Source organism: Enterobacter sp. MF024 (assembly GCF_005843915.1).
Taxonomy (GTDB): Bacteria; Pseudomonadota; Gammaproteobacteria; order Enterobacterales; family Enterobacteriaceae; genus Enterobacter; species Enterobacter barmai.
In genome coordinates this window covers 1-24,630 of record NZ_VCBB01000006.1, presented here as the reverse complement: position 1 = coordinate 24,630, position 24,630 = coordinate 1, and the positions used below count along the sequence as shown (strand labels likewise).

Here is a 24,630-nt window from a genome sequence, read left to right as displayed (position 1 = left end):
TTATGGCTATGGTACAACCCAAATCTCAGAAACTGCGCCTCCTCGTGACGCACTTAGGGCTGCTGATTTTTATCGCGGCGATCATGTTCCCGCTGCTGATGGTTATCGCCATCTCCCTGCGTTCGGGGAACTTCGCCACCGGCAGCCTGATCCCGGACGAAATCTCCTGGGAGCACTGGAAGCTGGCGCTGGGCTTCAGCGTTGAGCACGCCGACGGCCGCGTCACGCCGCCGCCGTTCCCGGTGCTGCTGTGGCTGTGGAACTCGGTGAAAGTCGCCACTATCACCGCGATCGGTATTGTGACGCTCTCCACCACCTGCGCCTACGCCTTTGCCCGTATGCGCTTCCCGGGTAAAGCGACGCTGCTGAAAGGGATGCTGATTTTCCAGATGTTCCCTGCGGTGCTGTCGCTGGTGGCCCTGTACGCGTTGTTTGACCGCCTCGGCCAGTACGTGCCGTTTATCGGTCTGAACACCCACGGCGGGGTGATCTTCGCCTATCTCGGCGGGATTGCACTGCACGTCTGGACCATCAAAGGCTATTTCGAAACCATCGACAACTCGCTGGAAGAAGCGGCCTCGCTGGATGGCGCGACGCCGTGGCAGGCGTTCCGCCTGGTGCTGCTGCCGCTGTCGGTCCCGATTCTGGCGGTGGTGTTTATTCTGTCGTTTATCGCCGCCATCACCGAAGTGCCGGTGGCCTCGCTGCTGCTGCGTGATGTGAACAGCTACACGCTGGCGGTAGGGATGCAGCAATACCTCAACCCGCAAAACTACCTGTGGGGCGACTTTGCCGCAGCCGCCGTGCTCTCTGCCATCCCGATCACCGTCGTGTTCCTGCTGGCCCAGCGCTGGCTGGTGAACGGCCTGACCGCGGGGGGCGTGAAAGGTTAAGCTTCATTGTTATTCCACTGCAACCCTCAACTTTGCCTTGATGTATTAATCCAAAACTTGTGACTGTTTTCGGCGGCCCTCGGGCCGCCCTTTTTTATTCCCGTTTCAGTCGCTTCGAGTTGCACAGCCAGAGTGTCATCACCAGCAGCAGGATCGCCGCCGAATAGAGCAACACGTCGAGGGGCGATTTATGATCGACGATAATCAGTCGCACAATCGCGGTAATGCCAATGTAGACAAAGTAACGCAGCGGGAAGTGAAAGCCAGACTGAAAGTACTTCACGATCAAGGCGATAAATTCAAAGTAGAGGAAGTAGACCACCAGCCCTTCAACCAGCTCGTATTTGCTGGTTTGCTCAGGGGCAAAAAGCACATCAGCCAGATGCACCGTCTCTTTACCGAGGAAGACGACCAGGATCAGGCCAAGGCTCAGCAGACCCAGGTTCAGCACGGTCTGCAGAATGGTTGAGATGAACTCAACACGCGGGCGAGTCAGGGATGTCATACAGCACCTCATTCTCCGGGGCGAGGTTCCTGTATAACGCAAAAATGTGACGGGGATCTATATTTTTTGTTTATATTTTGTGCAAAAAAGCCCGGTGGCGCTGCGCTTACCGGGCCTACAAGACCTGTAGGCCGGGCAAACGGAGTGCCGCCCGGCGTTGTTCACAACCGCAAAATTATGCGCGCCAGGCTTTATAACGGTTAATCAGGCCGTTAGTAGAGCTGTCATGGCTATTGATGTCCTTATCGTCACCCAGCTCCGGCAGAATGCGGTTCGCCAGCTGTTTGCCGAGCTCTACGCCCCACTGGTCAAAGGTGAAGATATTCAGGATTGCGCCCTGAGTGAAGATTTTGTGCTCATACAGGGCAATCAGCGCGCCCAGGCTGAACGGGGTGATCTCACGCAGCAGGATGGAGTTGGTCGGACGGTTGCCTTCGAACACTTTGAACGGCACCACGTGATCCAGGGTTGCCGGATCTTTACCCTGATCGCGATACTCCTGCTCAACCACATCACGCGCTTTCCCGAACGCCAGCGCTTCAGTTTGCGCGAAGAAGTTCGACAGCAGCTTCGGATGGTGGTCAGACAGCGCGTTATGGGTGATGGCCGGCGCGATGAAATCGCAAGGTACCATTTTGGTGCCCTGGTGGATCAGCTGGTAAAACGCGTGCTGGCCGTTGGTGCCCGGCTCACCCCAGATGATTGGGCCAGTCTGGTAATCCACGGCGTTGCCGTTACGGTCAACGTATTTGCCGTTGGATTCCATGTTGCCCTGCTGGAAGTAGGCTGCGAAACGGTGCATGTACTGGTCGTACGGCAGGATCGCTTCGGTTTCCGCGCCAAAGAAGTTGTTGTACCAGATCCCGATCAGCGCCAGCAGCACCGGCAGGTTTTTCTCAGGGGCAGTGGTGGAGAAGTGCTTATCCATCGCATGCGCGCCGGAGAGCAGCTCAACAAAGTTGTCGTAGCCCACGGAGAGGATGATGGACAGGCCGATTGCGGACCACAGGGAGTAGCGACCGCCAACCCAGTCCCAGAATTCAAACATGTTGGCGGTGTCGATCCCGAACTCGCCTACGGCTTTAGCGTTGGTGGAGAGCGCCGCGAAGTGTTTCGCCACGTGCTGCTCGTCACCGGCCGTTTTCAGGAACCAGTCGCGCGCGCTGTGGGCGTTAGTCATGGTTTCCTGGGTGGTGAAGGTTTTGGACGCCACCAGGAACAGGGTGCTTTCCGGGTTCACTTTTTTCAGCACTTCGGCGATGTGGGTACCATCGACGTTAGAGACAAAGTGCATGTTGAGGTGGTTTTTGTAAGGACGCAGCGCTTCGGTCACCATGAACGGGCCGAGGTCGGAGCCGCCGATACCGATATTCACCACGTCGGTGATCGGTTTGCCGGTGTAGCCTTTCCACTGGCCTGAGATGATTGCTTCAGAGAAGGTTTTCATCTTTTCCAGCACGGCGTTGACTTCCGGCATCACGTCTTTGCCGTCAACGATAATCGGAGTATTGCTACGGTTACGCAGTGCCACATGCAGCACGGCACGATCTTCGGTGCGGTTGATCTTCTCGCCGGAGAACATGGACTTGATGGCACCGCTCAGATCGGTCTCTTTCGCCAGATCCTGCAGTTTTGCCAGCGTCTCTTCGGTGATGCGGTTTTTGGAAAAATCCACCAGCATCCGATCGTCGAAGGTCGCGGAGAACTTATTGAAACGATCGCCGTCTTTCGCGAACAGCTCCGCGATGGTGACGTCTTTCATCTCATCAAAGTGTTTCTGTAATGCCTGCCAGGCTGCAGTCTGCGTTGGATTGATATTTTTCATAGCAATACTCTTCTGAATTGAGAATTGTGACCTCGGTCGATTGTAGCCTCTGTCGCTAAAAATTGTGATGGTTTTTATGCCATTGGCCTGGCCTGCATCAAGTGCAGCGCAAAAGCTCCAAAAGTATAGCTGTTATAAGTCCTGTTTCTCATATGGAATGCAGCATGAAAAATCCGCATAATCCCGGCGTTGACAGGATCCTTCACACATTTTATTTATACACACGGTATTTGCGCCTGCACCGATAAAACTATTTTGTCCTTGTGCCATGGTCGCTCTTTTCCTTCCCTGACACGAGGTTGTTATGACGAGTTTTGTTGTCGCCAAATTTGGCGGTACCAGCGTGGCCGATTTTGATGCCATGAACCGCAGCGCCGATGTGGTGCTGGCCGATCCTGATACCCGGCTGGTGGTGTTGTCCGCTTCGGCTGGCGTCACTAATCTGCTGGTTGCCCTGGCAGAAGGGCTGGAAGCGAGCGAGCGCCAGGAGAAGCTGGCTGCCCTGCACAAAATTCAGTTCGACATCCTTGGCCGTCTGCGCGATCCGAGCGTGATCAGCGAAGAGATTGAGCGCCTGCTGGAAAATATCATCACCCTGGCCGAAGCCGCCTCTCTGGCCACCTCCACCGCCCTGACCGACGAGCTGGTCAGCCACGGTGAGCTGATGTCCACCCTGCTGTTTGTTGAAGTGCTGCGCGAGCGTAACGTGCAGTCGCTGTGGTTCGACGCGCGTAAAGTGCTGCGCACCAGCGACCGTTTTGGTCGCGCCGAGCCGGACGTTGCCGCCATCGCCGAACTGACCACCCAACAGCTGGCACCGCGTCTGGCGGAAGGGATTGTCATCACCCAGGGCTTTATCGGTAGCGAAGCGAAAGGCCGTACCACCACCCTGGGCCGTGGCGGCAGCGACTACACCGCCGCCCTGCTGGGCGAAGCGCTGCAGGCTTCCCGGGTTGATATCTGGACGGACGTGCCGGGCATCTACACCACCGATCCGCGCGTGGTGCCTACCGCAAAACGTATTGACGTGATCGCCTTTGAAGAAGCCGCCGAGATGGCGACCTTTGGCGCGAAAGTGCTCCACCCGGCGACGTTGCTGCCGGCAGTGCGCAGCGACATTCCGGTGTTCGTCGGCTCCAGTAAAGATCCAAAAGCGGGCGGCACCATGGTGTGCAATACCACCGAAAACCCACCGCTGTTCCGCGCCCTGGCGCTGCGCCGCAAGCAGACCCTGCTCACCCTGCATAGCCTGAGCATGCTCCACTCCCGCGGCTTCCTGGCCGAAGTGTTCAGCATTCTGGCGCGCCACAGCATCTCCGTGGACCTGGTGACCACCTCAGAGGTGAATATCGCCCTGACGCTGGATACCACCGGCTCAACCTCCACCGGCGACACCCTACTTACGCAGTCCTTGCTGATGGAGCTCTCTGAGCTGTGCCGCGTTGAGGTGGAAGAAGATCTCGCCCTGGTGGCAATCATCGGTAACGAACTGTCCCGCGCCAGCGGCGTGGGCAAAGAGGTGTTTGGCGTGCTGGAGCCGTTCAACATCCGCATGATTTGCTACGGCGCATCCAGCTACAACCTGTGCTTCCTGGTGCCGGGCGCCGAAGCGGAGCAGGTTGTGCAAAAACTGCATCATAATCTGTTTGAATAACAGAAAAATGGCCCGGATATCCGGGCCATTTTTTTATTCTGCCAGAACCGTTCTCATCAGGAGCGAATCCAGCGATTTGATATCACCGTCGCGGCTGTCAGGCAGCGTCGGCGGGTTTTCGCCTCGCGCCAGCTCCCGGGTGATGAAAGCATGCAACAAAGGGCGTCTGGAGCCGTATTGCGCTTCTCCGGCACGCTGCTTTATCGCCACTAAGTCATCGATTTCCTGACGTAACGGCGCATCAAGCCCACTTCCCGCCAGCAGTTCGGCAAAGCGCATCGGCGGCACACCTTTCCCGGCTTCGACCCATCGCACCGCTAACAGTGGACGTAAGACGTAAAAGTACTTCTTCAGCCTCACCTCTTCCCCCTGTAAGTATCCACGGAAGTTTTTGCGCGCCATAGAGTAGTAGTGCCAGCGCGCGCGCACCGGGGAAAACCAGGCGGGCACCTGCGCGCGTAACTGCGTTACCACCGTTTCGTTCTGCTGATAGACAACCGGCGAATCCAGCCACTCGATAAGCGTGGGGTTGGCCGCTTTCAGCAAGCCAAGCGCCTTACGCCACTCCCAGCCGCTCACGTCCAGTTCGTCATCGATGGGCAGTTCGATGACGTCCCGCTGCGGCTCCACGCGCAAGTACCAGTCCGGTTTATGCACATACAGGAATCGCACGTCATAATCGCTGTCCGGCGACGCAAAGCCCCAGCCCCGGCTGCCCGATTCACAGGCATACAGCACGGTCACATTGAATCGTTGCTCTATTTCATTGAGCTGCTGCCGCACGCGCTCGCGCATGGCGGCATCTACACCGTTGTTAGCCATCTTTTTATCCTTTTACACAGACCACCTGGCGCAAGGTATGGACGATTTCGACCAGTGAGGCTTGCGCCGCCATGACGGCATCGATGTCTTTATAGGCCATCGGGATCTCATCGATGACCTCGCTGTCTTTTCTGCACTCGACGTGCGCCGTGGCGCGGATCTGATCCGCAACGGTGAAGCGTTTTTTGGCCGCCGTGCGGCTCATCACCCGCCCTGCGCCGTGGCTGCAGGAGCAGAAGCTCTCTTCATTGCCCAGGCCGCGAACGATAAAGCTCTTAGCCCCCATCGAGCCGGGGATGATCCCCATCTCGCCCTTCTGCGCCGACACCGCCCCTTTGCGCGTGACGAGCACGTCCTCACCAAAATGACGCTCTTTCTGCACATAGTTGTGATGGCAATTCACCGCCTCCTGCTGGGTCAGGAAAGGCTTTGGCACACTGCGCGAAAGCGCGGCCAGCACGCGGGACATCATCACCTCGCGGTTATGGCGGGCAAAATCCTGCGCCCACTCCACGGCTTCGATGTAGTCGTTGTAGTGCCGGCTTCCCTCCTGGAAATAGGCCAGATTTCTGTCAGGCAGGTTGGCGATGTGCTGCTGCATATCCTGCTGCGCCAGGGTAATAAATACATTGCCGATCGCATTGCCCACACCACGCGAGCCGCTGTGCAACATGACCCAGACGCGATCCGCTTCGTCCAGACAGATTTCAATAAAGTGGTTACCGGTCCCCAGCGTTCCCAGATGCTGATGGTTATTGGTTTTCAGCAGCTGCGGATATTTATCCGTCAGCCGTTTAAAGCGCGGGGCCAGCTGCGCCCAGTGGCTATCCACAACATCCGGCGTCTTTTCCCACGCCCCTTTATCGCGACGGGAGCGGGTACTGGTACGCCCATGCGGCACCGCCTGTTCAATGGCGCTGCGCAATCCGTGGAGGTTGTCCGGCAGATCGCCTGCCATTAGCGATGTCCGCACGGCGATCATCCCGCAACCGATATCTACACCCACCGCCGCGGGAATGATGGCCCCTTTGGTGGGGATCACGCTGCCAATGGTGGAGCCTTTGCCGAGATGCACATCCGGCATCACCGCCAGATGTTTAAAAATAAAGGGCATCTTTGCGGTATTCAGCAGTTGCTCACGCGCCTCTGGCTCAACGGGCACCCCGTGCGTCCACATTTTTACCGGTGCGCTGTGCTGCGCCGTTAAAACGTCAAAATCGTTCGGTTTCATTTGCTCATCCTCAGGGCAGTCTGTTACCGGTAAGTATTGCCAGAAGCGTGCCAGAATCTTCATACTGCATAAAAAAAATCTATCCGTATGATTATATTGCTCTTTATTTTATCTCTTTCGCCGGAGATTGCTTAACCCACAGATTATTTTTATCTTTTAGTATCGAACTTTATCTTGCAGGATAAACATGAAAAAGCGGCGGGTAGTGATTGGGGTACTGGGCACGGTAATGGACAAACGCGGGAAGCGGGCCAACCGCCTGCGCAAATGGCGCCCGACAGTCGGGCTTTGCCAGCAGCCCGATCTCCCTGTCGACCGGCTTGAGCTGCTCCACCAGCCCCAGGATCGGGGAATGGCGGAACAGATAACGGAAGATATCAGGCTGCTTTCACCCCACACCACTGTGCGCCCGTATCCCGTTACTATTGCCGATCCCTGGGATTTTGAAGAGGTCTACGCCGCGTTTCTCGACTTCGCCACACACTACAAGTTTGACACCGAACATGAAGAGTACCTGGTGCATATCACCACCGGCACCCACGTGGCGCAGATCTGCTGGTTTTTGTTAACCGAAGCGCGGTATCTCCCCGCCAGCCTGATCCAGACCGGTCCCGCCAGCAGGGATGCGCCCGAAGAGGCCGTCCCCGTCGGACGTTACTCAATCATCGACCTGGATTTAAGCCGCTACGCCACATTGACCAGCCGCTTTCAGCGCGAACAGCAGGAATCCGTTTCGTTCCTGAAAGCCGGAATTGATACCCGCAATGCCACCTTCAACGCCCTGATCGATCAGATTGAGCGTGTGGCGCTGCGCTCGACCGCCCCGGTTCTGCTGACTGGCCCAACGGGGGCCGGAAAATCCTTTCTCGCAAACCGCATCTATCAGCTGAAGCAGTCTCGCCATCAGCTGGCTGGCAGGCTGGTCGCGGTAAACTGCGCCACGCTGCGGGGTGATAACGCCATGTCGACACTTTTCGGCCATGTCAAAGGGGCATTTACCGGGGCAGCCACGGCCCGCGCCGGGCTGCTGCGCGAGGCGGACGGCGGCGTGCTATTTTTAGATGAAATAGCCGAGCTTGGCCTCGACGAACAAGCCATGCTGTTGAAAGCTATCGAAGAAAAAACCTTCTTTCCGTTTGGCTCCGATAAAGAGGTCAGGAGCGATTTTCAGCTAATTGCCGGCACGCACCGGGATATGCGCCAGTGGGTGGCGGAAGGTCGCTTCCGCGAAGATCTCTACGCCCGGATCAATATGTGGAGTTTTGCCCTGCCCGGCCTGGCGCAGCGCCGGGAAGATATCGCCCCGAACGTGGAGTACGAACTGCAGCGCTTTGCGGCCGAAGCGCAATCTCAGGTTCGCTTCGATAAAGAGGCACGAGAGCGCTATCTGCGTTTTGCTGACTCGCCTCAGGCGTTATGGCGCGGTAACTTTCGTGAACTGGGTTCCTCCGTGGCGCGAATGGCCACGCTTGCCGAACAGGGGCGCATCACCTTAGCGCTTGTTGAGGAAGAGATCCTCAGGCTGCAGGAGAGCTGGCAAACCGCCAGACCGTTAGCGGCGATGGCGCTGGATCTCTTTGACCAGCGACAGCTGGAAACCGTGCTGGAGGTGTGTCGCCGTAGCGCCTCATTATCCGAGGCCGGACGCGAACTCTTCGCCGTCTCCCGAATGAAAAAGGCCGTGCCTAACGACGCCGACAGGCTGCGCAAATATCTCACCCGTTTTGGCCTGAGCTGGGAAGGCCTCCATCCGGGATCATGAAGAAAATTTGGTTGAACAAAATTCATTAGCAGGATAAACACTATCTCTAAGCCGGGCTCGATCCCGGCTTTTTTATAACTACATGACACAACAAATCGCAAGGAATCCGTATGTTATCCGCCATCACCCGGCTGTTCCCGTTATGGGCGCTGCTGCTCTCTGTTTTAGCCTATTACACCCCAACCACCTTTACCGCTATCGGTCCGTGGGTCACCACGCTGCTGATGCTGATCATGTTCGGCATGGGCGTGCACCTCAAGATCGACGACTTCAAACGCGTGCTGTCGCGTCCGGCCCCGGTGGCGGCAGGTATTTTCCTGCACTATCTGGTGATGCCGCTGGCGGCATGGGCGCTGGCTATCGCCTTTAAGATGCCGCCGGACCTTTCCGCAGGCATGGTGCTGGTGGGCAGCGTGGCCAGCGGCACGGCGTCCAACGTGATGATCTATCTGGCAAAAGGGGATGTGGCGCTGTCGGTGACCATCTCCTCCGTCTCCACCCTGGTGGGCGTGGTTGCCACCCCGCTGCTGACGCGTCTGTATGTGGATGCCCACATTCAGGTGGACGTGATGGGGATGCTGCTGAGCATTCTGCAAATCGTGGTGATCCCGATTGCGCTGGGGCTGGTTATCCATCACCTGTTCCCGCGGGTAGTGAAAGCCGTTGAGCCGTACCTGCCAGCGTTTTCCATGATCTGTATTCTGGCAATCATCAGCGCGGTGGTGGCCGGTTCTGCGGCGCATATCGCCTCTGTGGGCTTCGTGGTGATTATCGCCGTGGTGCTGCATAACACAATCGGTCTGCTGGGCGGTTACTGGGGCGGGAAGCTGTTCGGCTTTGACGAATCCACCTGCCGCACGCTGGCGATTGAGGTCGGGATGCAGAACTCGGGTCTGGCCGCTGCGCTCGGCAAAATTTACTTCTCACCACTGGCAGCTCTGCCTGGCGCGCTGTTCTCGGTATGGCATAACCTTTCCGGCTCCCTGCTGGCGGGTTACTGGTCGGGTAAATCCCTCGATGAACAAAAGAAAAGCGATGTGGTGAAGGAAGGTTAATTCAGCTTCGCCGCAGCGAAGGCATGCTTTACACTGAAGCCTCTTTCACAGGAGGCTTCAGGTATGTCCACACCAAGATTGACCCAGAAAGAGATGACGGAAAGCGAGCAGCGCGAACTGAAAACCCTGCTCGATCGCGCGCGTATCGCCCATGGCCGTCTGCTGACCAACGCCGAAACCAATCACCTCAAAAAAGAGTACATCGACAAACTGATGGCGCAGCGTGAGCTGGACGCTAAAAAAGCCCGCAAACTTCGCAAAGAGCAGGCTTATAAGGTGGATAAAGAGGCGACGTTTTCCTGGTCGGCCAATACTCCAACCCGTGGAAGGCGCTGATCAGCGCCCTTTCTTTTTGCGCCCTGGCGAAGTAAAGCGCTTCCCGTTTCCGGCAGGCTTCGCCCGGCTTTTCTCTTCTGATTGCGGCGCTTTAACCACCGGGCGTTTGATGCCCTGGGTTTTCGGTTTCGCTTTGGCTTTTGGCTTCGCTTCCGAGGATGAGTTCTCAATCAGCTTAAACAGCTCAATCAGTTCGTCATCGGTCAGATCGCGCCACTCGCCCAGCGGGATGCCGGTGAGACTAACGTTCATGATGCGCGTGCGTTCCAGCTTCGTCACTTCAAAACCGAAATGCTCGCACATGCGGCGGATCTGGCGGTTTAACCCCTGAACCAGGGTGATGCGGAACGCGAACGGCGCCTCTTTCTTCACCTTGCACTTTTTCGTGACCGTGCCGAGGATCGGTACGCCCGCCCCCATCCCGCGAATGAATTCGTCAGTTACCGGTTTGTTGACCGTGACGATGTACTCTTTCTCGTGGTCGTTACCGGCACGCAGGATTTTGTTCACCAGATCGCCGTGGTTGGTGAGGAAAATCAGCCCCTGAGAGTCTTTGTCCAGGCGGCCAATCGGGAAGATACGGCTGCTGTGGTTAACGAAATCAACGATGTTGTCGCGCTCGCCATCTTCCGTGGTACTGACAATCCCAACCGGTTTATTCAGCGCGATAAATACCAGGTCTTCTGCGTTACGCGGCTCGATCGCCTGACCATTCACTTTAACCACGTCGCCAGGGGCGACCTGATCGCCAATGGTGGCGCGTTTACCGTTGATAAACACGTTGCCCTGTTCGATGTAACGGTCAGCCTCGCGACGCGAGCAGATCCCGCTCTCGCTAATATATTTGTTTAATCGGGTGGATTGAGTTGGCAGCATAATTTCTCCTGTAGAGGCGAAATATACCTTAGGTTTGGGCTGGTAAAAAGATCAGCCGCTGGCGAAAAAGCGAGGTTGAGTTGTTTGCGAAGCGCTTTCAGCATTTGAAGTTTGAGGCTTTACGGGTTCACCCTATCACTTTTATTTTCATTCCCTGTGCATATAGTTTTGTAGTTTATAAACAACAGGGAGTAGTATGAAAGAGCTCGTTCAGACAGAACCCTTTCGCTGCTGGGAGCAAAATTTAAAAGACCGACGTGCGAAAACAGTGATAGCAGCCCGCCTGTTCCGGCTGGCAAACGGATTACCGGGTGACGTGAAACCTGTAGGTGAAGGCGTAAGCGAGCTTAGGATCCACGTCGGTCCTGGTTACAGGATCTACTTCAAACAGCATGGCAAGCGCATCATTCTGCTGTTATGCGGCGGCGACAAAAGTAGTCAGGACAAAGATATCCTTCTGGCCAGGGTGCTTGCCAGAACCTTAAAACTGCAGGAGTAATCCTCCATGAATAAATTAACCTCCTACGATCCCGCGAATGCTCTGATAGACGATGAGCAGATCGCCATCTTTATAACTGACGCGCTCGAAACTGGCGATCCTGCCTTTATCGCTGAGGCACTGGGAGTGGTTGCTCGCGCTAAAGGCATGTCGACCATTGCAGAACAAACGGGATTATCACGAGAGCAGCTCTACCGCTCGTTCAGTGAAAAAGGCAACCCAACGCTTAAAACCACGCTCGCCGTGATGAAAGCGCTGGGCCTTGGCTTAACCATCAAACATGTGAACAGTTAATACTCATCCCGATCGTCGTCCTCATCCGGCTGCTCCATCACGCTGTACGCCACCGCGCAGAACAGGGAGTTGAGGCGTTTCATGTCGCCCAGCAGCCCCAGGTGCAGGGAACTGGTCTCGATGCTCTGCACGTTCTGTTGGTGCAGTCGGTCAACGTGCGCGTGGGAATAGCGGCGGTTGAGGATACGGAACCGGTGTTTGTTGCGGCGCAGACGGCGGGCGCTGGGCACATCCCCGGAGAAAAAGACCGACATCGCCAGCTTCAGGTTAGCAAGCAGCTGATCGTGCAGTGCATCCAGCTCTTTGACGCCCTCAAGGGAGAACGCCCGGCGGGCCGCCAGCGATTTGTCGGCGATTTCACTTCCCATGCGCTCGACGATATCGGAGGCCTGCTCAAGGTTGAGCGACATCTCGATGATCTCCGCCCAGCGGCGGGACTCCTCTTCCGCCAGCTCGTCTTTCGGCATCCGCGCCAGATAGAGTTTGATGGCGGTATAAAGCACGTTGATATCGTCGGCGAGCTTACGCAGATCTTTCTCTTCCCGCGGCTCGCCATGCATCACCTTTTTCAGCCCTTCCAGCATCAGCTCCATCGCATCGCCCATGCGCAGCGTTTCGCGGGCGGCATTGGCCAGCGCCAGCGCCGGCGTATCAAGGGCGGATGAGTCCAGATGTTTTGGCTTGAGTCGCATATCCAGCTCAGGCTGGTCGCGGATAATACGTTCACAAAAGCGCGCCATCGGCCCGGCAAAAGGCACCATCGCCACGCAGCGCACCAGGTTGTAGAAGACGTGGAAGTAGATCACCATCTCCGATTCCGGCAGCGACAGGTTATCCATCAGATTCGCCAGCGGGTTAACGAACGGCAGAATGATCAGGCTCCCCACCAGCTTAAACAGCAGGCTGCCGAGCGCCACGCGACGGGCTGCGGCGTTGGCGGCGCTGTTATTGAGCATCGCCAGCAGGCCGGAGCCGAGGTTCGCGCCAATCACCAGACAGAGGGCGACCGGGAAGGAGATAATCCCCGCCGCGGTCAGCGTTGCGGTTAACAGCACCGCCGCCAGGCTGGAGTAGCTGATAAGCGCAAACACCGCACCAATCAACGCATCCAGCATGATGTCGCCGGTCAGCGAGGCGAAAATCACCTGCACACCGCTCGCCTGCGTAATGGGGGTGACGGCCTGGACGATCAGCTCCAGCGCCAGCAGAATCAGTCCCAGGCCGATCCCGACGCGCCCGAGCTGTCCGGCCCGGGTCTGTTTCCGGCCAAGGAAAAATATCACGCCGATGAAGATTAGCAGCGGCGACAGCCAGGAGAGATCGAAGGTTAACACCCGCGCCATCAGCGCGGTCCCTACATCGGCACCGAGAACAATCACCAGCGCAGGCGTCAGCGCCACCAGATCCTGGGCCACAAACGAGGTGACCAGCATAGTCGTGGCGTTGCTGCTTTGAACCAGCGCGGTTACGCCAATGCCGGAACAGAACGCGAGCGGTTTTTTCTCAACGCTGCGGCTGAGAACGGTACGTAAGCGGGCGCCAAAAACGCGCATCACGCCGGTACGGACAATGTGAGTGCCCCAGACCAGCAACGCCACGGCAGAAAGCAGATGTAGCAGAGTCAGCACGGATACAGGTTCTCCTTTTCGTCATACGTTTTCCTGAGGTTCGTTGCGCACGGTATTGCCGGATGGCGGCTACGCCTTATCCGGCCTGGGTTGTAGCGCAGATTGCTGAACCTTCTTCCAGTATAAGGGCTTAAATGTAATAAAGAGACAGGGCACCCATTGGGTGCCCTGTTTGTTGTAAGGAAACGTGACGTGAGCGAAATACTGACCGTCGGCGGCGCAGTCAGGTTGCACACGGACTGCCCGCAGTGAGGGGAGCGTACACAAAGTACGTGACCCGAGTGAGGACAGCCCTGATGCAAGCTGGCAAGTAAGCCAGGTCAGTCTGCGTCGTAGCCGAGGTTTGGCGCCAGCCAGCGCTCCACTTCTGCCACGCTCATCCCTTTACGCAGGGCATAATCTTCCACCTGATCGCGCTGGATCTGCGCCACAGCGTAGTACTTGCTGTCTGGATGGCTGAAATACCATCCGGAAACCGAGGCGCCCGGCCACATGGCGAAGGACTCGGTGAGCTTCATGCCGGTATGGGCCTCGACATCCAGAAGCTGCCAGATGGTACCTTTCTCGGTATGCTCCGGGCAGGCCGGGTAGCCTGGTGCCGGGCGAATGCCCTGGTAGTTCTCGCGGATCAGCTCCTCATTGCTGAGGTTCTCATTGGCCGCGTAGCCCCAGTGCACCTTACGCACCCGCTCATGCAGGTATTCAGCAAAGGCTTCTGCCAGACGGTCGGCAATCGCCTTGATCATGATTTTGTTGTAATCATCATGCTGCGCTTCGAAGGCGTCCGCCAGCGCGTCCTCCTCCAGCCCGCCGGTCACGGCAAACGCGCCGATGTAGTCGGCTTTACCGCTCAGCTTCGGCGCGACGAAATCCGCCAGACAGTAGTTAGCAAAACCAATCTTTTCCGTCTGCTGACGCAAGTGATGGCTGACCGCCAGCACGTGGGTGCGGGTTTCATCCCGGTAGATTTCGATGTCATCGCCCACCCGGTTCGCCGGGAACAGCCCCACCACGCCGCGCGGGTTGAGGGTCTTCTCCTCGCTGAGCTTGTCGAGCAGATCGTTGGCATCCTTGAACAGGCGCTGCGCCTCTTCACCTACCACTTCATCTTCCAGAATGCGCGGGTATTTCCCGGCCAGCGACCAGGTCATAAAGAACGGCGTCCAGTCGATGTAGTTACGCAGGGTTTCGATGCTGGCCGTCACCGCCTGAACGCCCAGACGATGGGCGACCGGCGGCGTATAGCTCGACCAGTCAAAGGCCAGATCGTTATCCCGCGCCGCCGCCAGCGTCACCGGTGGCGTGCGCGGCTTTTTGCGCCCGTGCTGAATGCGCACCGTTTCATACTCTTTGCGGGTTCTGGCGACAAAGTCGTCGCGCTGGGTCGCTGACAGCAGCGCCGAGACCACGCCAACCGTGCGCGAGGCGTTCTGCACGTACACCGTCGGCCCGCTGTAGTTCTGCTCGATCTTCACCGCCGTATGCGCTTTCGAGGTGGTTGCGCCGCCAATCAGCAGCGGCAGGGTAAAGCCCTGACGCTCCATCTCTTTCGCCACGTTAACCATCTCATCCAGCGACGGGGTGATGAGCCCCGAGAGGCCAATCAGGTCGGCATTCACTTCGCGCGCGGTTTTGAGGATTTTCTCCGCCGGCACCATCACGCCAAGATCGATAATCTCGTAGTTATTACACTGCAGCACCACGCCGACGATGTTTTTACCGATGTCGTGCACGTCGCCCTTCACGGTGGCGATCACCATCTTGCCGTTACTGGAGCCTTTTTCTTTGCTGGCTTCAATATAGGGTTCCAGATAGGCCACCGCCTGCTTCATCACGCGGGCGGATTTCACCACCTGCGGCAGGAACATTTTGCCTTCGCCAAACAGGTCGCCGACCACGTTCATGCCATCCATCAGCGGCCCTTCGATCACTTCAATCGGACGCGCGGCCTGCTGGCGTGCCTCTTCGGTATCCAGTTCGATAAACTCGGTGATGCCTTTTACCAGCGAGTATTCGAGGCGTTTTTTCACGTCCCAGGAGCGCCACTCCGCCTGCTGCACGTTGGCACTGTCATCGGATTTGCTGCCGCGATATTTTTCGGCCAGCTCCAGCATGCGCTCGGTAGCATCATCGCGGCGGTTCAGGATCACATCCTCCACCGCGTCGCGCAGCTCCGCCGGCAGGTCGTCATAAATCGCCAGCTGACCGGCGTTAACGATCCCCATGTCCATCCCGTTACGAATGGCGTAATAGAGGAACACCGCGTGGATCGCCTCACGCACCGGGTCGTTGCCGCGGAACGAGAACGAGACGTTGGAAACCCCGCCGGAGATCAGCGCGTGCGGCAGTTCGCGTTTGATGTCTTCACAGGCGCCGATAAAGTCCTGGGCGTAGTTGTTGTGCTCCTCGATACCGGTGGCGACAGCAAAGATGTTCGGGTCAAAGATAATGTCTTCCGGCGGGAAGCCGACCTCTTCGGTCAGAATCTGGTACGCGCGGCGGCAAATCTCTATTTTGCGCTCGCGGGTATCCGCCTGCCCGACTTCGTCAAAGGCCATTACCACCACGGCGGCACCGTAGCGGCGCACCATCTTCGCGTGATGGATGAAAGGCTCAACCCCCTCTTTCATCGAGATGGAGTTAACGATGCCCTTGCCCTGAATGCACTTCAGCCCTTTTTCGATCACTTCCCATTTCGAGGAGTCGATCATAATCGGCACGCGGGCAATGTCCGGCTCACCGGCAATCAGGTTGAGGAAACGCACCATCGCCGCTTCGGCGTCGAGCATCCCCTCGTCCATGTTGATATCAATGATCTGCGCGCCGCTCTCCACCTGCTGGCGGGCAACGTCCAGCGCTTCGCTGTACTTCTCTTCTTTGATCAGGCGCTTGAACTTCGCGGAGCCGGTGACGTTGGTACGTTCACCGACGTTCACAAACAGGCTGTCATCGCCGATGTTCAGCGGCTCAAGACCGGCCAGTCGACAGGCTACCGGCAGCTCAGGCAGCTTGCGTGGCGCCAGGCCCGCTACCGCGTTGCTCATGGCAGCGATGTGCTCCGGCGTGGTGCCGCAGCAGCCGCCAACGATATTCAGGAAGCCGGATTCGGCCCACTCGCGGATCTGCGCCGCCATGGTCGCGGCGTCGAGATCGTACTCACCAAAGGCGTTCGGCAGGCCGGCGTTCGGGTGAGCGGTGACGTAGCACTCCGCAATGCGCGACAGCTCCTGCACGTACTGGCGCAGTTCATCCGGCCCCAGGGCACAGTTCAGGCCAAAGGTCAGGGCATCGGCGTGGCGCAGGGAGTTATAAAACGCTTCGGTCGTCTGGCCGGATAGCGTACGGCCAGAGGCATCGGTGATGGTGCCGGAGATCATGATCGGCAGATCGACACCCAGGGCTTCGAACTCTTCCTTCACCGCATAGATGGCGGCTTTGGCATTGAGGGTATCGAAGACCGTTTCAATCATGATCAGATCGGCACCGCCTTCCACCAGCGCTTTGGTGGATTCGCGGTACGCGGCCACCAGCTGGTCAAAGGTGATATTTCGAAAAGCCGGATCGTTTACGTCCGGTGAGATAGAGGCGGTACGGTTGGTCGGGCCGAGCACGCCCGCCACGTAACGTGGTTTCTCTGGCGTGCGGGCCGTCCACTCATCGGCACAGGCACGCGCCAGTCTGGCCGCCTCGTAGTTGATCTCCGCCGAGAGGGATTCCATCTCGTAATCCGCCATGGCGATGGTTGTCGAGTTAAAGGTGTTGGTCTCAACGATATCCGCCCCCGCCTCGAAGTAGGCGTAGTGAATGGCGGCGATAATCTCTGGCTTGCTGAGCACCAGCAGGTCATTGTTACCTTTCAGATCGCAGGGCCAGTCGGCGAAGCGGTCGCCGCGAAAGTCGTCTTCACTCAGACGATAGCTCTGGATCATGGTGCCCATACCGCCATCCAGCACCAGAATGCGTTCATTTAACTGCGCACGCAGTTGATCTACTTTGCTGCTCACACTTGCTCCCGACAACGCTCAACCAGGCCAAAAGGCCAGCAGACCATACTGGCATAATCTTGCAAAGGGGAAAAGTCACACCAGGGTAACATGAGACATGTTCACCATAACTCCTCCGATCAGTGCGGATAGCGGTTGCAAAACAGCCAAATAAAACGAAAATGATTTCCACGATACAGAAAAAAGGAGCCCGCCATGGTCGCCACCGTTCCCGCTAAACGCGGCAGAAAACCCGCCGCCGCGACCGCCCAGGCGGGCGGTCAAGTTCAGTCCCTGACCCGGGGATTAAAGCTCCTTGAATGGATAGCCGAGTCGCACAGCAGCGTGGCGCTGACCGAGCTGGCCCAGCAGGCAGGCCTGCCGAACTCCACCACCCACCGCCTGCTGACCACCATGCAGCAGTTGGGCTTTGTCCGTCAGGTGGGCGAGTTGGGCCACTGGTCCGTAGGTGCCCATGCATTTATCGTCGGCAGCAGCTTTTTACAGAGCCGAAATCTGCTCGCTATCGTCCACCCGATCCTGCGTAAGCTGATGGAAGACTCCGGCGAGACGGTTAACCTGGCGGTGCTCGACCAGAGCGATCATCAGGCGATTATTATCGACCAGGTCCAGTGCACGCAGCTGATGCGCATGTCTGCCCCGATTGGCGGCAAACTGCCGATGCACGCCTCCGGGGCGGGGAAAGCGTTCCTGTCCCAGCTCAGCGAAGAGCAGGTCACGGGTCTGCTGCACCGCAAAGGTTTACACGCCTACACCCACGCGACGCTGGTTTCCCCGGTCCATCTGAAAGAGGATTTGGCCCTGACGCGTAAGCGCGGCTACTCCTTTGATGACGAAGAGCATGCGCTCGGTCTGCGCTGTCTTGCCGCCTGCATTTTTGACGAGCACCGCGAGCCGTTTGCCGCTATCTCCATCTCCGGCCCCATCTCGCGGATGACCGATGACCGGGTGACAGAGCTGGGGGCGCTGGTGATTAAGGCGGCGAAAGAGGTGACGCTGGCGTATGGTGGGTTGCGTTAAGTCTTTAATGCCCGGCGGCGCTGAGCTTGCACGGGCCTACAACTACATTCGAACCGTAGGCCCGGTAAGCGCAGCGCCACCGGGCGTTAAATGCCAAATCTGATGCTAAACCGCTGCTTACGCCGGTAAGCGTAGACATCTTCCACATGGCCGTTCTTGATCCGCGTCTGCAGGCCACGCCAGTAATCGGCGCGAAACAGATCGGCGTGCATCTCTTCAAACAGCCTTCCAATGCGCGGGTCAGCGCATAGCCAGTGGCGAAACTCCTCCGGAAAGACATCCCCCGGCGAGACGCTGTACCACGGCTCGCTGGCGAGTTCATCTTCGGGATAACGCGGCGGCGGGATCTCGCGGAAATTCACTTCCGTCATGTAGCAGATTTCGTCGTAATCGTAGAACACGACCCGCCCGTGCCGGGTGACGCCGAAGTTCTTGAACAGCATGTCCCCCGGGAAGATATTGGCTGCCGCCAGCTGACGGATAGCGTTGCCGTACTCTTCTATCGCATCGTGCAGCGCCTGCCCTTCCGACTGCTCCAGCCAGATGTTGAGCGGCACCATCCGTCGTTCAATGTAGAGATGGCTGATGACGATTTTGTCCCCCAGATCGCTGATTTTTTCTGGCGCTTCCTGGAGCAGCAGCGCCATCAGTTCTGGCGCGATCTGCCGCTTATCGAGAACGAAGTTTTCAAACTCCTGGGTATCCGCCATGCGCCCGACGCGATCGTGCTCCTTAACCAGCTGATAGCAGGCGCGCACGTGGGCGGCAGACATCTCTTTCTGCGGGGCGAATTTATCCTTAATCACCTTAAAGACCCGGTCAAAACCCGGCAGGGTAAAGACCAGCATCACCATGCCGCGAATGCCTGGTGCCTCGATAAACTGCTCATCCGCATAGGCGATATAGTGCAGGTATTCCCGATAGCTCTCAGTTTTGGCGTGCTTCTGACACCCTATCGCCATATACAACTCGGCGGTGGTTTTACCGGGCAGGATCTCCCGAAGCCACTCCACCAGCGCGCCCGGCAGCGGGGCATAAACCATAAAATAGGAGCGGGCGAAGCCGAAAACAATGCTGGCCTCGGCGCTGGTGGTCAGGCAGGTATCTAACGCCAGTTCCCCTTCATCGCTGCGGTGAATGGGCAGTAAAAATGGCAGCGTGGCGTCCGGGGTGATCAGTTTCCCGACCAGCCAGGCGGCTTTGTTGCGGTAAAACAGCTCGTTCGCGACCTGCAGATGGCAATTTTGCAGCTTATCCGCACCGAGCGTTTCAGACAGATGGGCGATGATATACCCGACATCACGCGGACGGTTTTGCCACGGTAGACGCAAGGGCAGATCGGCCAACACTTTGGTTAACAACGCCTCCCAGCCCTGATCGGGAAAGAAGTCTTTCGCCAGCGGACGCGGCAGGGTACGAAAACGTTGTCCGGGCTGAGAGCTGAAAATAAAGAGCCGCTCCGGTGACAGCGAGCGGTGATCAAACAGCCGACAGTAAACGGAATTGAAAAAGCTTTCCGCAATCTCATAACGCGGGTAATCCGGCAGCAACTGGGTGTAATGGGTTTTCACCCGCAGCAAAAAAGCAGCATCAATAGTGATGCTGCCTGTAATGCAGCGCAGTTGTTCCACCACGAGGCCCACATGGTGATCGTAGAGGTGAATACGCTGTTTCATGGCCTGCTGCACGGCGTGCCAGTCCGCCTGCTCGAAGCGCTGCTGCGCCCCGCCCGTCACTTCCAGAAAACGGCCATACTGCGCGTCGAAGCCCTGCAGGATGGTTTGGGCAATCAGTAATTCCAGACCACGCGACATAGATTCCCCTCACCCTGACCCTCTCCCCTGGGGGAGAGGGGAAAAAGATTAAAACTGCGCTTCTTCGGTCGACCCGGTCAGGGCGGTCACAGAGGAAGCGCCGCCCTGGATGATGGTGGTCACTTTATCAAAGTAGCCCGTTCCCACTTCCTGCTGGTGTGAGGCGAAGGTATAGCCCTTCTGGCTGGCCGAGAACTCCGGCTGCTGGACTTTCTCGACGTAGTGCTTCATGCCCTCGCCCTGGGCGTAGGCGTGCGCCAGGTCGAACATGTTGAACCACATGCTGTGAATGCCCGCGAGGGTGATGAACTGATACTTGTAGCCCATGTCCGACAGCTCCTGCTGGAAGCTGGCGATGGTTTTATCGTCCAGATTTTTCTGCCAGTTGAAGGATGGCGAGCAGTTGTAGGCCAGCAGTTTGCCAGGGTATTTGGCATGGATGGCATCAGCAAAGCGTTTCGCCAGCGCCAGGTCCGGGGTGGAGGTTTCACACCACACCAGATCAGCATACGGAGCGTAGGCGAGGCCGCGGCTGATCGCCTGCTCAATGCCGGCATGGGTACGATAGAACCCTTCGCTGGTGCGTTCGCCGGTAATGAACTGGCTGTCGTAGGGATCGCAATCGGAGGTGATCAGGTCTGCGGCATCGGCGTCGGTACGCGCAATCACCAGCGTCGGGACACCCATCACGTCAGCAGCCAGGCGCGCAGCCACCAGTTTCTGGATCGCTTCCTGCGTCGGGACCAGCACTTTGCCGCCCATATGCCCGCACTTCTTCACAGATGCCAGCTGATCTTCGAAGTGTACGGCCGCTGCACCGGCTTCAATCATCGATTTCATCAGCTCAAAGGCATTCAGCACCCCACCAAAGCCCGCCTCGGCGTCGGCCACAATCGGCAGGAAGTAGTCCACAAAGCGCGGATCCTGCGGCTCGATGCCGGATGCCCACTGGATCTGATCCGCTCGGCGGAAGGTGTTGTTGATCCGCTCCACCACTGCCGGGACCGAATTTGCCGGATAGAGCGACTGATCCGGGTACATGCTGGAAGCCAGGTTAGCGTCGGCCGCTACCTGCCAGCCAGACAGATAGACCGCCTCAATCCCCGCTTTCGCCTGCTGCAGCGCCTGGCCGCCCGTCAGCGCGCCGAGGCTGTTGATGTAGCCTTTCTTCGACTCACCGTGCAGCAGACGCCACATTTTGGCGGCACCCAGCTGGGCCAGGGTGCATTCCGGATTAACCGAACCGCGTAATTTCACCACGTCCTCGGCGCTATAAGGACGTTCAATGCCCTCCCAGCGCGGTTGAGTCCACTCGTTTTGTAATGCTTCGATTTGTTGGGTACGGGTTTTCATGTGCAGATGCTCCATATTGTTATGTGGTGAAATCAGGCCAGCAGGCGGTAGCCAGGCAGCGTCAGGAAGTCGATTAAGTCATCTGAAGTGGTTATCTGTTCCATCAGGCGCGCGGCGGCGTCGAAGCGACCACTGCTGAAGCGGTGCTCGCCCAGCTCCTCCTGAATGTTCAGCATCTCTTCCGAAAGCATCTGGCGGAACAGGGCTTTGGTAACGGGCTTGCCGTTGCTGAGCGTTTTCTGATGATGGATCCACTGCCAGATAGAGGTACGGGAAATCTCGGCGGTAGCGGCATCTTCCATCAGACCGTAAATCGGCACACAGCCGTTACCGGAGATCCACGCTTCGATGTACTGCACGGCCACGCGGATATTGGCGCGCATCCCCTCTTCGGTGCGCTCGCCCTGGCAGGGCTCCAGGAGCTGTGCTGCGGTGACGGGGGCGTCCTCTTCGCGGGTCACGTGGAGCTGGTTTTTGTTATCGCCCAGGATGCGGTTGAACACCTCCATGGCGGTATCTGCCAGCCCGGGGTGTGCCACCCAGGTACCGTCATGGCCGTTATTGGCCTCCAGCTCTTTATCGGCCTTCACTTTATTCAGCACCTGGGCGTTACGTTCGCTGTCTTTGCTGGGAATAAACGCCGCCATTCCCCCCATCGCAAAAGCGCCGCGTTTGTGGCAGGTTTTAATCAGCAGACGCGAGTAGGCATTCAGGAAGGATTTGTCCATCGTTACCACCTGACGATCCGGCAGAACGCGATCCGGGTGATTCTTCAGGGTCTTGATATAGCTGAAAATGTAATCCCAGCGACCACAGTTCAGGCCCACAATATGGTCACGCAGGGCATGCAGAATTTCGTCCATCTGGAAAACCGCCGGCAGGGTTTCAATCAGCAGCGTGGCCTTGATGGTGCCGCGCGGCAGTTCAAAACGATCCTCGGTATAACTGAACACCTCACTCCACCAGGCCGCTTCCTGCCAGGACTGCGTTTTGGGCAGATAGAAGTAAGGCCCGCTGCCTTTTGCCAGCAGGTTTTTGTGGTTATGGAAGAAGTACAACGCAAAGTCGAACAGGCTGCCGGGGATCGCTTCACCGTTCCAGGTGACATGTTTTTCCGGTAAATGCAGGCCACGCACGCGGCAAACCAGTACCGCCGGGTTGGGCTTAAGCTGATAGATTTTCCCGGCTTCATTGGTGTGGCTGATGGTGCCGTCAACCGCATCACGCAGGTTGATCTGGCCTTCAATCACTTTGTTCCAGTCTGGCGCCAGTGAATCCTCAAAGTCCGCCATAAAGACCTTCACATTGGCATTCAGGGCGTTGATCACCATTTTGCGCTCTACCGGGCCGGTGATCTCGACGCGTCGGTCCTGCAGATCCTGCGGAATACCACGGATCGTCCAGTCACCATCACGAATGGAAGCGGTTTCCGAAATAAAATCAGGCAGCTTTCCGTTATCAATGTCTTGCTGCTGCTGGATACGTGCCGCCAGTAATTTATTACGTTTTGGCGTGAAGCGGGTCACCAGCTCGGTAAGGAACTCAACGGCTTCGGCGGTCAGGATCTGCTTTTCCTGCTCGCCATGAGGTTGAGTAAAGGCCAGTTCATCGATAATGGTTGCCTGTTGATTCATTGCACTGCTCCTCGTCGTTGATCCGAATTCATTTCCCCCACGCGAACGAAAGATCGTTGTGTAGTTTTCGTTCAGCAAAATTAAGACTATCTTGCTTTGCGTCAAAATCAAAAACTATTTCCATTTTTAATTTAAATAGCAATTAACCTATTGATATAAATGAAATTAAAAATATTTATTGAGACGGAGTGAATTTCGGAAATAAAAAAGGCACCCGAAGGTGCCTTAACTGGAGAGCTGAAACGCTACAGGACGAAGATCGTCAGAGGATTAATCCAGCGTTGGATTCATGTGGCGCAGATCGTATGGTGTGATCTGGTAGACGTAGTAGTTGAGCCAGTTAGTAAACAGCAGGTTGCCATGGCTGCGCCAGGTCGCACGCGGTTTGTTCTGCGGATCGTTTTGCGGGAAATAGTTGTACGGTATGTCCGGATTTAAACCCGCCTCTTCATCACGGAAATATTCGCTCGCCAGGGTATCAGGATCGTATTCCGGATGGCCGGTGACGAAGGCAATGCGCTTGTCTTTGCTGGCAAACAGATAGGCGTCGCCCTCCTCGCTTTCCGCCAGGATCTCCAGATCGGTGTAGTCACGAATCAATGCCGCCGGGAAATCGGCATAGCGCGAGTGAGGCGCGAGGAAGGAGTCATCAAAACCCCGGGTCAGCAGCGCATGAGGATGCAGAATATGGTGCTCGTAGACGCCAGAGAGCTTTTCGGTGCGGGTTTGCTTAGGGATGCCGTACAGAATGTTGAGTGCCGCCTGGACCGCCCAACAGACGAACAGCGTAGAGGTGACATGATCTTTAGCCCACTCCAGCACTTGCTTAATCTGCGGCCAGTAGGCAACGTCATTGAATTCCACCAGGCCAAGCGGTGCGCCGGTCACGATCAGTCCATCGAAGTTCTCGTTACGGATGTCGTCAAAATTACAGTAGAAGTTATTGAGATGCTCTGAGGGCGTATTGCGGGACTCGCGCGCATCAATACGCAGCAGCTGTATATCGACCTGCAATGGAGAGTTCGACAGCAAGCGGAGGAACTGATTTTCCGTCTCGATCTTCTTTGGCATCAGGTTAAGGATAAGCACCTTCAGAGGACGAATTTCCTGACCTGTAGCGCGCGAAGCCGTCATGACAAAGACATTTTCTTCACGCAAGAAATTGACGGCTGGTAGCTCGTCCTGCACCCGAATCGGCATAACCTTATATCCTCACAGCATACGTATAAACGTTTAGACATCCAGATAGCTGACAATAACCAGGAATCAGGCAAATGTCGAGTACGCAGACGAAAGGTGAGAAAGTTTCAAGGAAGGTAGATCGTAGGCCGGGTAAGGCGGAGCCGCCACCCGGCTTTTTCGCGCATACGGCAAAAAACCCCGTACCTTGCGGTACGGGGTTTCTTTAATTGATGCCTGGCAGTT

General features: G+C 57.1%; 19 protein-coding genes. 8 read left to right on the top strand and 11 right to left on the bottom strand.

What is annotated here, in order from left to right:
* Positions 1-2 precede the first annotated feature (2 nt).
* Positions 3-893 (top strand): maltose ABC transporter permease MalG, encoded by an 891-nt coding sequence (gene malG, locus FFB58_RS12225; RefSeq protein ID WP_039031923.1) that lies wholly within the window; start codon positions 3-5, stop codon positions 891-893.
* Between the two features lie 94 nt (positions 894-987).
* Here the strand turns inward: malG and psiE are convergent, their stop codons facing one another.
* Positions 988-1,398, bottom strand: coding sequence for a phosphate-starvation-inducible protein PsiE (gene psiE / locus FFB58_RS12220; protein WP_039031922.1), 411 nt, complete (start codon positions 1,396-1,398; stop codon positions 988-990).
* A gap of 175 nt (positions 1,399-1,573) precedes the next feature.
* Entirely contained in the window at positions 1,574-3,223 is a 1,650-nt protein-coding gene (gene pgi, locus FFB58_RS12215; RefSeq protein WP_138370018.1) for a glucose-6-phosphate isomerase, read from the bottom strand.
* Between the two features lie 304 nt (positions 3,224-3,527).
* Between pgi and lysC the strand changes: the two genes are divergently transcribed.
* The gene (lysC, locus tag FFB58_RS12210) at positions 3,528-4,877 is read left to right on the top strand and encodes a lysine-sensitive aspartokinase 3 (protein WP_039031920.1); all 1,350 of its coding nucleotides are present in this window, start codon (positions 3,528-3,530) and stop codon (positions 4,875-4,877) included.
* Between the two features lie 33 nt (positions 4,878-4,910).
* On the opposite strand, the gene FFB58_RS12205 is transcribed toward lysC, so the two are convergent.
* Together FFB58_RS12205 and FFB58_RS12200 are read right to left on the bottom strand one after the other, a co-directional pair.
* On the bottom strand, positions 4,911-5,699 hold the full coding sequence (locus FFB58_RS12205; RefSeq protein WP_138370017.1) for a nucleotidyltransferase domain-containing protein: 789 nt from the start codon (positions 5,697-5,699) through the stop codon (positions 4,911-4,913).
* A gap of 4 nt (positions 5,700-5,703) precedes the next feature.
* Positions 5,704-6,930: an RtcB family protein gene (locus FFB58_RS12200; protein WP_138370016.1), complete on the bottom strand. Its 1,227-nt coding sequence runs from the start codon at positions 6,928-6,930 to the stop codon at positions 5,704-5,706.
* Positions 6,931-7,117: 187 nt separating this feature from the next.
* Here FFB58_RS12200 and rtcR point away from each other — a divergent pair, with 187 nt between their 5' ends.
* From rtcR to FFB58_RS12185, 3 genes are all read left to right on the top strand, one after another.
* Entirely contained in the window at positions 7,118-8,692 is a 1,575-nt protein-coding gene (gene rtcR / locus FFB58_RS12195; RefSeq protein WP_138370015.1) for an RNA repair transcriptional activator RtcR, read from the top strand.
* Positions 8,693-8,802: 110 nt separating this feature from the next.
* Complete coding sequence (panS, locus tag FFB58_RS12190; protein WP_138370014.1) at positions 8,803-9,747, top strand: ketopantoate/pantoate/pantothenate transporter PanS; 945 nt, start codon at positions 8,803-8,805, stop codon at positions 9,745-9,747.
* A 63-nt stretch (positions 9,748-9,810) separates the two neighbouring features.
* Positions 9,811-10,083 carry a DUF3811 domain-containing protein gene (locus tag FFB58_RS12185; RefSeq protein ID WP_103177828.1) on the top strand — a complete coding sequence of 91 codons (273 nt, stop codon included), beginning with the start codon at positions 9,811-9,813 and terminating at the stop codon, positions 10,081-10,083.
* Here the strand turns inward: FFB58_RS12185 and rluF are convergent, their stop codons facing one another.
* Positions 10,084-10,959 carry a 23S rRNA pseudouridine(2604) synthase RluF gene (rluF, locus tag FFB58_RS12180; protein WP_039031914.1) on the bottom strand — a complete coding sequence of 292 codons (876 nt, stop codon included), beginning with the start codon at positions 10,957-10,959 and terminating at the stop codon, positions 10,084-10,086.
* 196 nt (positions 10,960-11,155) lie between these two features.
* Here rluF and FFB58_RS12175 point away from each other — a divergent pair, with 196 nt between their 5' ends.
* Positions 11,156-11,458: a type II toxin-antitoxin system RelE/ParE family toxin gene (locus FFB58_RS12175; RefSeq protein WP_039031913.1), complete on the top strand. Its 303-nt coding sequence runs from the start codon at positions 11,156-11,158 to the stop codon at positions 11,456-11,458.
* Positions 11,459-11,464: 6 nt separating this feature from the next.
* On the top strand, positions 11,465-11,752 hold the full coding sequence (locus tag FFB58_RS12170) for an addiction module antidote protein (protein WP_039031912.1): 288 nt from the start codon (positions 11,465-11,467) through the stop codon (positions 11,750-11,752).
* Here the strand turns inward: FFB58_RS12170 and FFB58_RS12165 are convergent.
* On the bottom strand, positions 11,749-13,380 hold the full coding sequence (locus tag FFB58_RS12165; RefSeq protein WP_039031911.1) for a Na/Pi cotransporter family protein: 1,632 nt from the start codon (positions 13,378-13,380) through the stop codon (positions 11,749-11,751). The genes FFB58_RS12170 and FFB58_RS12165 overlap by 4 nt on opposite strands.
* 320 nt (positions 13,381-13,700) lie before the next feature.
* A complete protein-coding gene (gene metH, locus FFB58_RS12160; RefSeq protein ID WP_138370013.1) occupies positions 13,701-17,384 on the bottom strand; it encodes a methionine synthase in 3,684 nt (1,227 codons plus the stop codon).
* A gap of 195 nt (positions 17,385-17,579) precedes the next feature.
* Between metH and iclR the strand changes: the two genes are divergently transcribed.
* Positions 17,580-18,404: a glyoxylate bypass operon transcriptional repressor IclR gene (gene iclR, locus FFB58_RS12150; RefSeq protein ID WP_039031909.1), complete on the top strand. Its 825-nt coding sequence runs from the start codon at positions 17,580-17,582 to the stop codon at positions 18,402-18,404.
* A gap of 86 nt (positions 18,405-18,490) precedes the next feature.
* Here the strand turns inward: iclR and aceK are convergent, their stop codons facing one another.
* The 4 genes from aceK to metA all read right to left on the bottom strand — a co-directional run bounded on the left by aceK (position 18,491) and on the right by metA (position 24,405).
* Entirely contained in the window at positions 18,491-20,218 is a 1,728-nt protein-coding gene (aceK, locus tag FFB58_RS12145; protein ID WP_138370011.1) for a bifunctional isocitrate dehydrogenase kinase/phosphatase, read from the bottom strand.
* Positions 20,219-20,266: 48 nt separating this feature from the next.
* Positions 20,267-21,571, bottom strand: coding sequence for an isocitrate lyase (gene aceA / locus FFB58_RS12140; protein WP_039031907.1), 1,305 nt, complete (start codon positions 21,569-21,571; stop codon positions 20,267-20,269).
* Positions 21,572-21,603: 32 nt separating this feature from the next.
* Complete coding sequence (aceB, locus tag FFB58_RS12135) at positions 21,604-23,205, bottom strand: malate synthase A (protein WP_138370010.1); 1,602 nt, start codon at positions 23,203-23,205, stop codon at positions 21,604-21,606.
* A 270-nt stretch (positions 23,206-23,475) separates the two neighbouring features.
* On the bottom strand, positions 23,476-24,405 hold the full coding sequence (metA, locus tag FFB58_RS12130; protein WP_039031905.1) for a homoserine O-succinyltransferase: 930 nt from the start codon (positions 24,403-24,405) through the stop codon (positions 23,476-23,478).
* Positions 24,406-24,630 lie beyond the last annotated feature (225 nt).

Excerpts from the sequence above, each read along its gene's own strand:
- rtcR (WP_138370015.1), top strand. The coding sequence starts at position 7,118 with ATGAAAAAGCGGCGGGTAGTGATTGGGGTACTGGGCACGGTAATGGAC.
- malG (WP_039031923.1), top strand. The coding sequence starts at position 3 with ATGGCTATGGTACAACCCAAATCTCAGAAACTGCGCCTCCTCGTGACG.
- FFB58_RS12170 (WP_039031912.1), top strand. The coding sequence starts at position 11,465 with ATGAATAAATTAACCTCCTACGATCCCGCGAATGCTCTGATAGACGAT.
- aceB (WP_138370010.1), bottom strand. The coding sequence starts at position 23,205 with ATGAATCAACAGGCAACCATTATCGATGAACTGGCCTTTACTCAACCT.
- lysC (WP_039031920.1), top strand. The coding sequence starts at position 3,528 with ATGACGAGTTTTGTTGTCGCCAAATTTGGCGGTACCAGCGTGGCCGAT.
- FFB58_RS12200 (WP_138370016.1), bottom strand. The coding sequence starts at position 6,930 with ATGAAACCGAACGATTTTGACGTTTTAACGGCGCAGCACAGCGCACCG.
- aceA (WP_039031907.1), bottom strand. The coding sequence starts at position 21,571 with ATGAAAACCCGTACCCAACAAATCGAAGCATTACAAAACGAGTGGACT.
- iclR (WP_039031909.1), top strand. The coding sequence starts at position 17,580 with ATGGTCGCCACCGTTCCCGCTAAACGCGGCAGAAAACCCGCCGCCGCG.
- FFB58_RS12185 (WP_103177828.1), top strand. The coding sequence starts at position 9,811 with ATGTCCACACCAAGATTGACCCAGAAAGAGATGACGGAAAGCGAGCAG.
- panS (WP_138370014.1), top strand. The coding sequence starts at position 8,803 with ATGTTATCCGCCATCACCCGGCTGTTCCCGTTATGGGCGCTGCTGCTC.
- FFB58_RS12205 (WP_138370017.1), bottom strand. The coding sequence starts at position 5,699 with ATGGCTAACAACGGTGTAGATGCCGCCATGCGCGAGCGCGTGCGGCAG.
- metA (WP_039031905.1), bottom strand. The coding sequence starts at position 24,405 with ATGCCGATTCGGGTGCAGGACGAGCTACCAGCCGTCAATTTCTTGCGT.
- rluF (WP_039031914.1), bottom strand. The coding sequence starts at position 10,959 with ATGCTGCCAACTCAATCCACCCGATTAAACAAATATATTAGCGAGAGC.
- aceK (WP_138370011.1), bottom strand. The coding sequence starts at position 20,218 with ATGTCGCGTGGTCTGGAATTACTGATTGCCCAAACCATCCTGCAGGGC.
- FFB58_RS12175 (WP_039031913.1), top strand. The coding sequence starts at position 11,156 with ATGAAAGAGCTCGTTCAGACAGAACCCTTTCGCTGCTGGGAGCAAAAT.
- psiE (WP_039031922.1), bottom strand. The coding sequence starts at position 1,398 with ATGACATCCCTGACTCGCCCGCGTGTTGAGTTCATCTCAACCATTCTG.
- pgi (WP_138370018.1), bottom strand. The coding sequence starts at position 3,223 with ATGAAAAATATCAATCCAACGCAGACTGCAGCCTGGCAGGCATTACAG.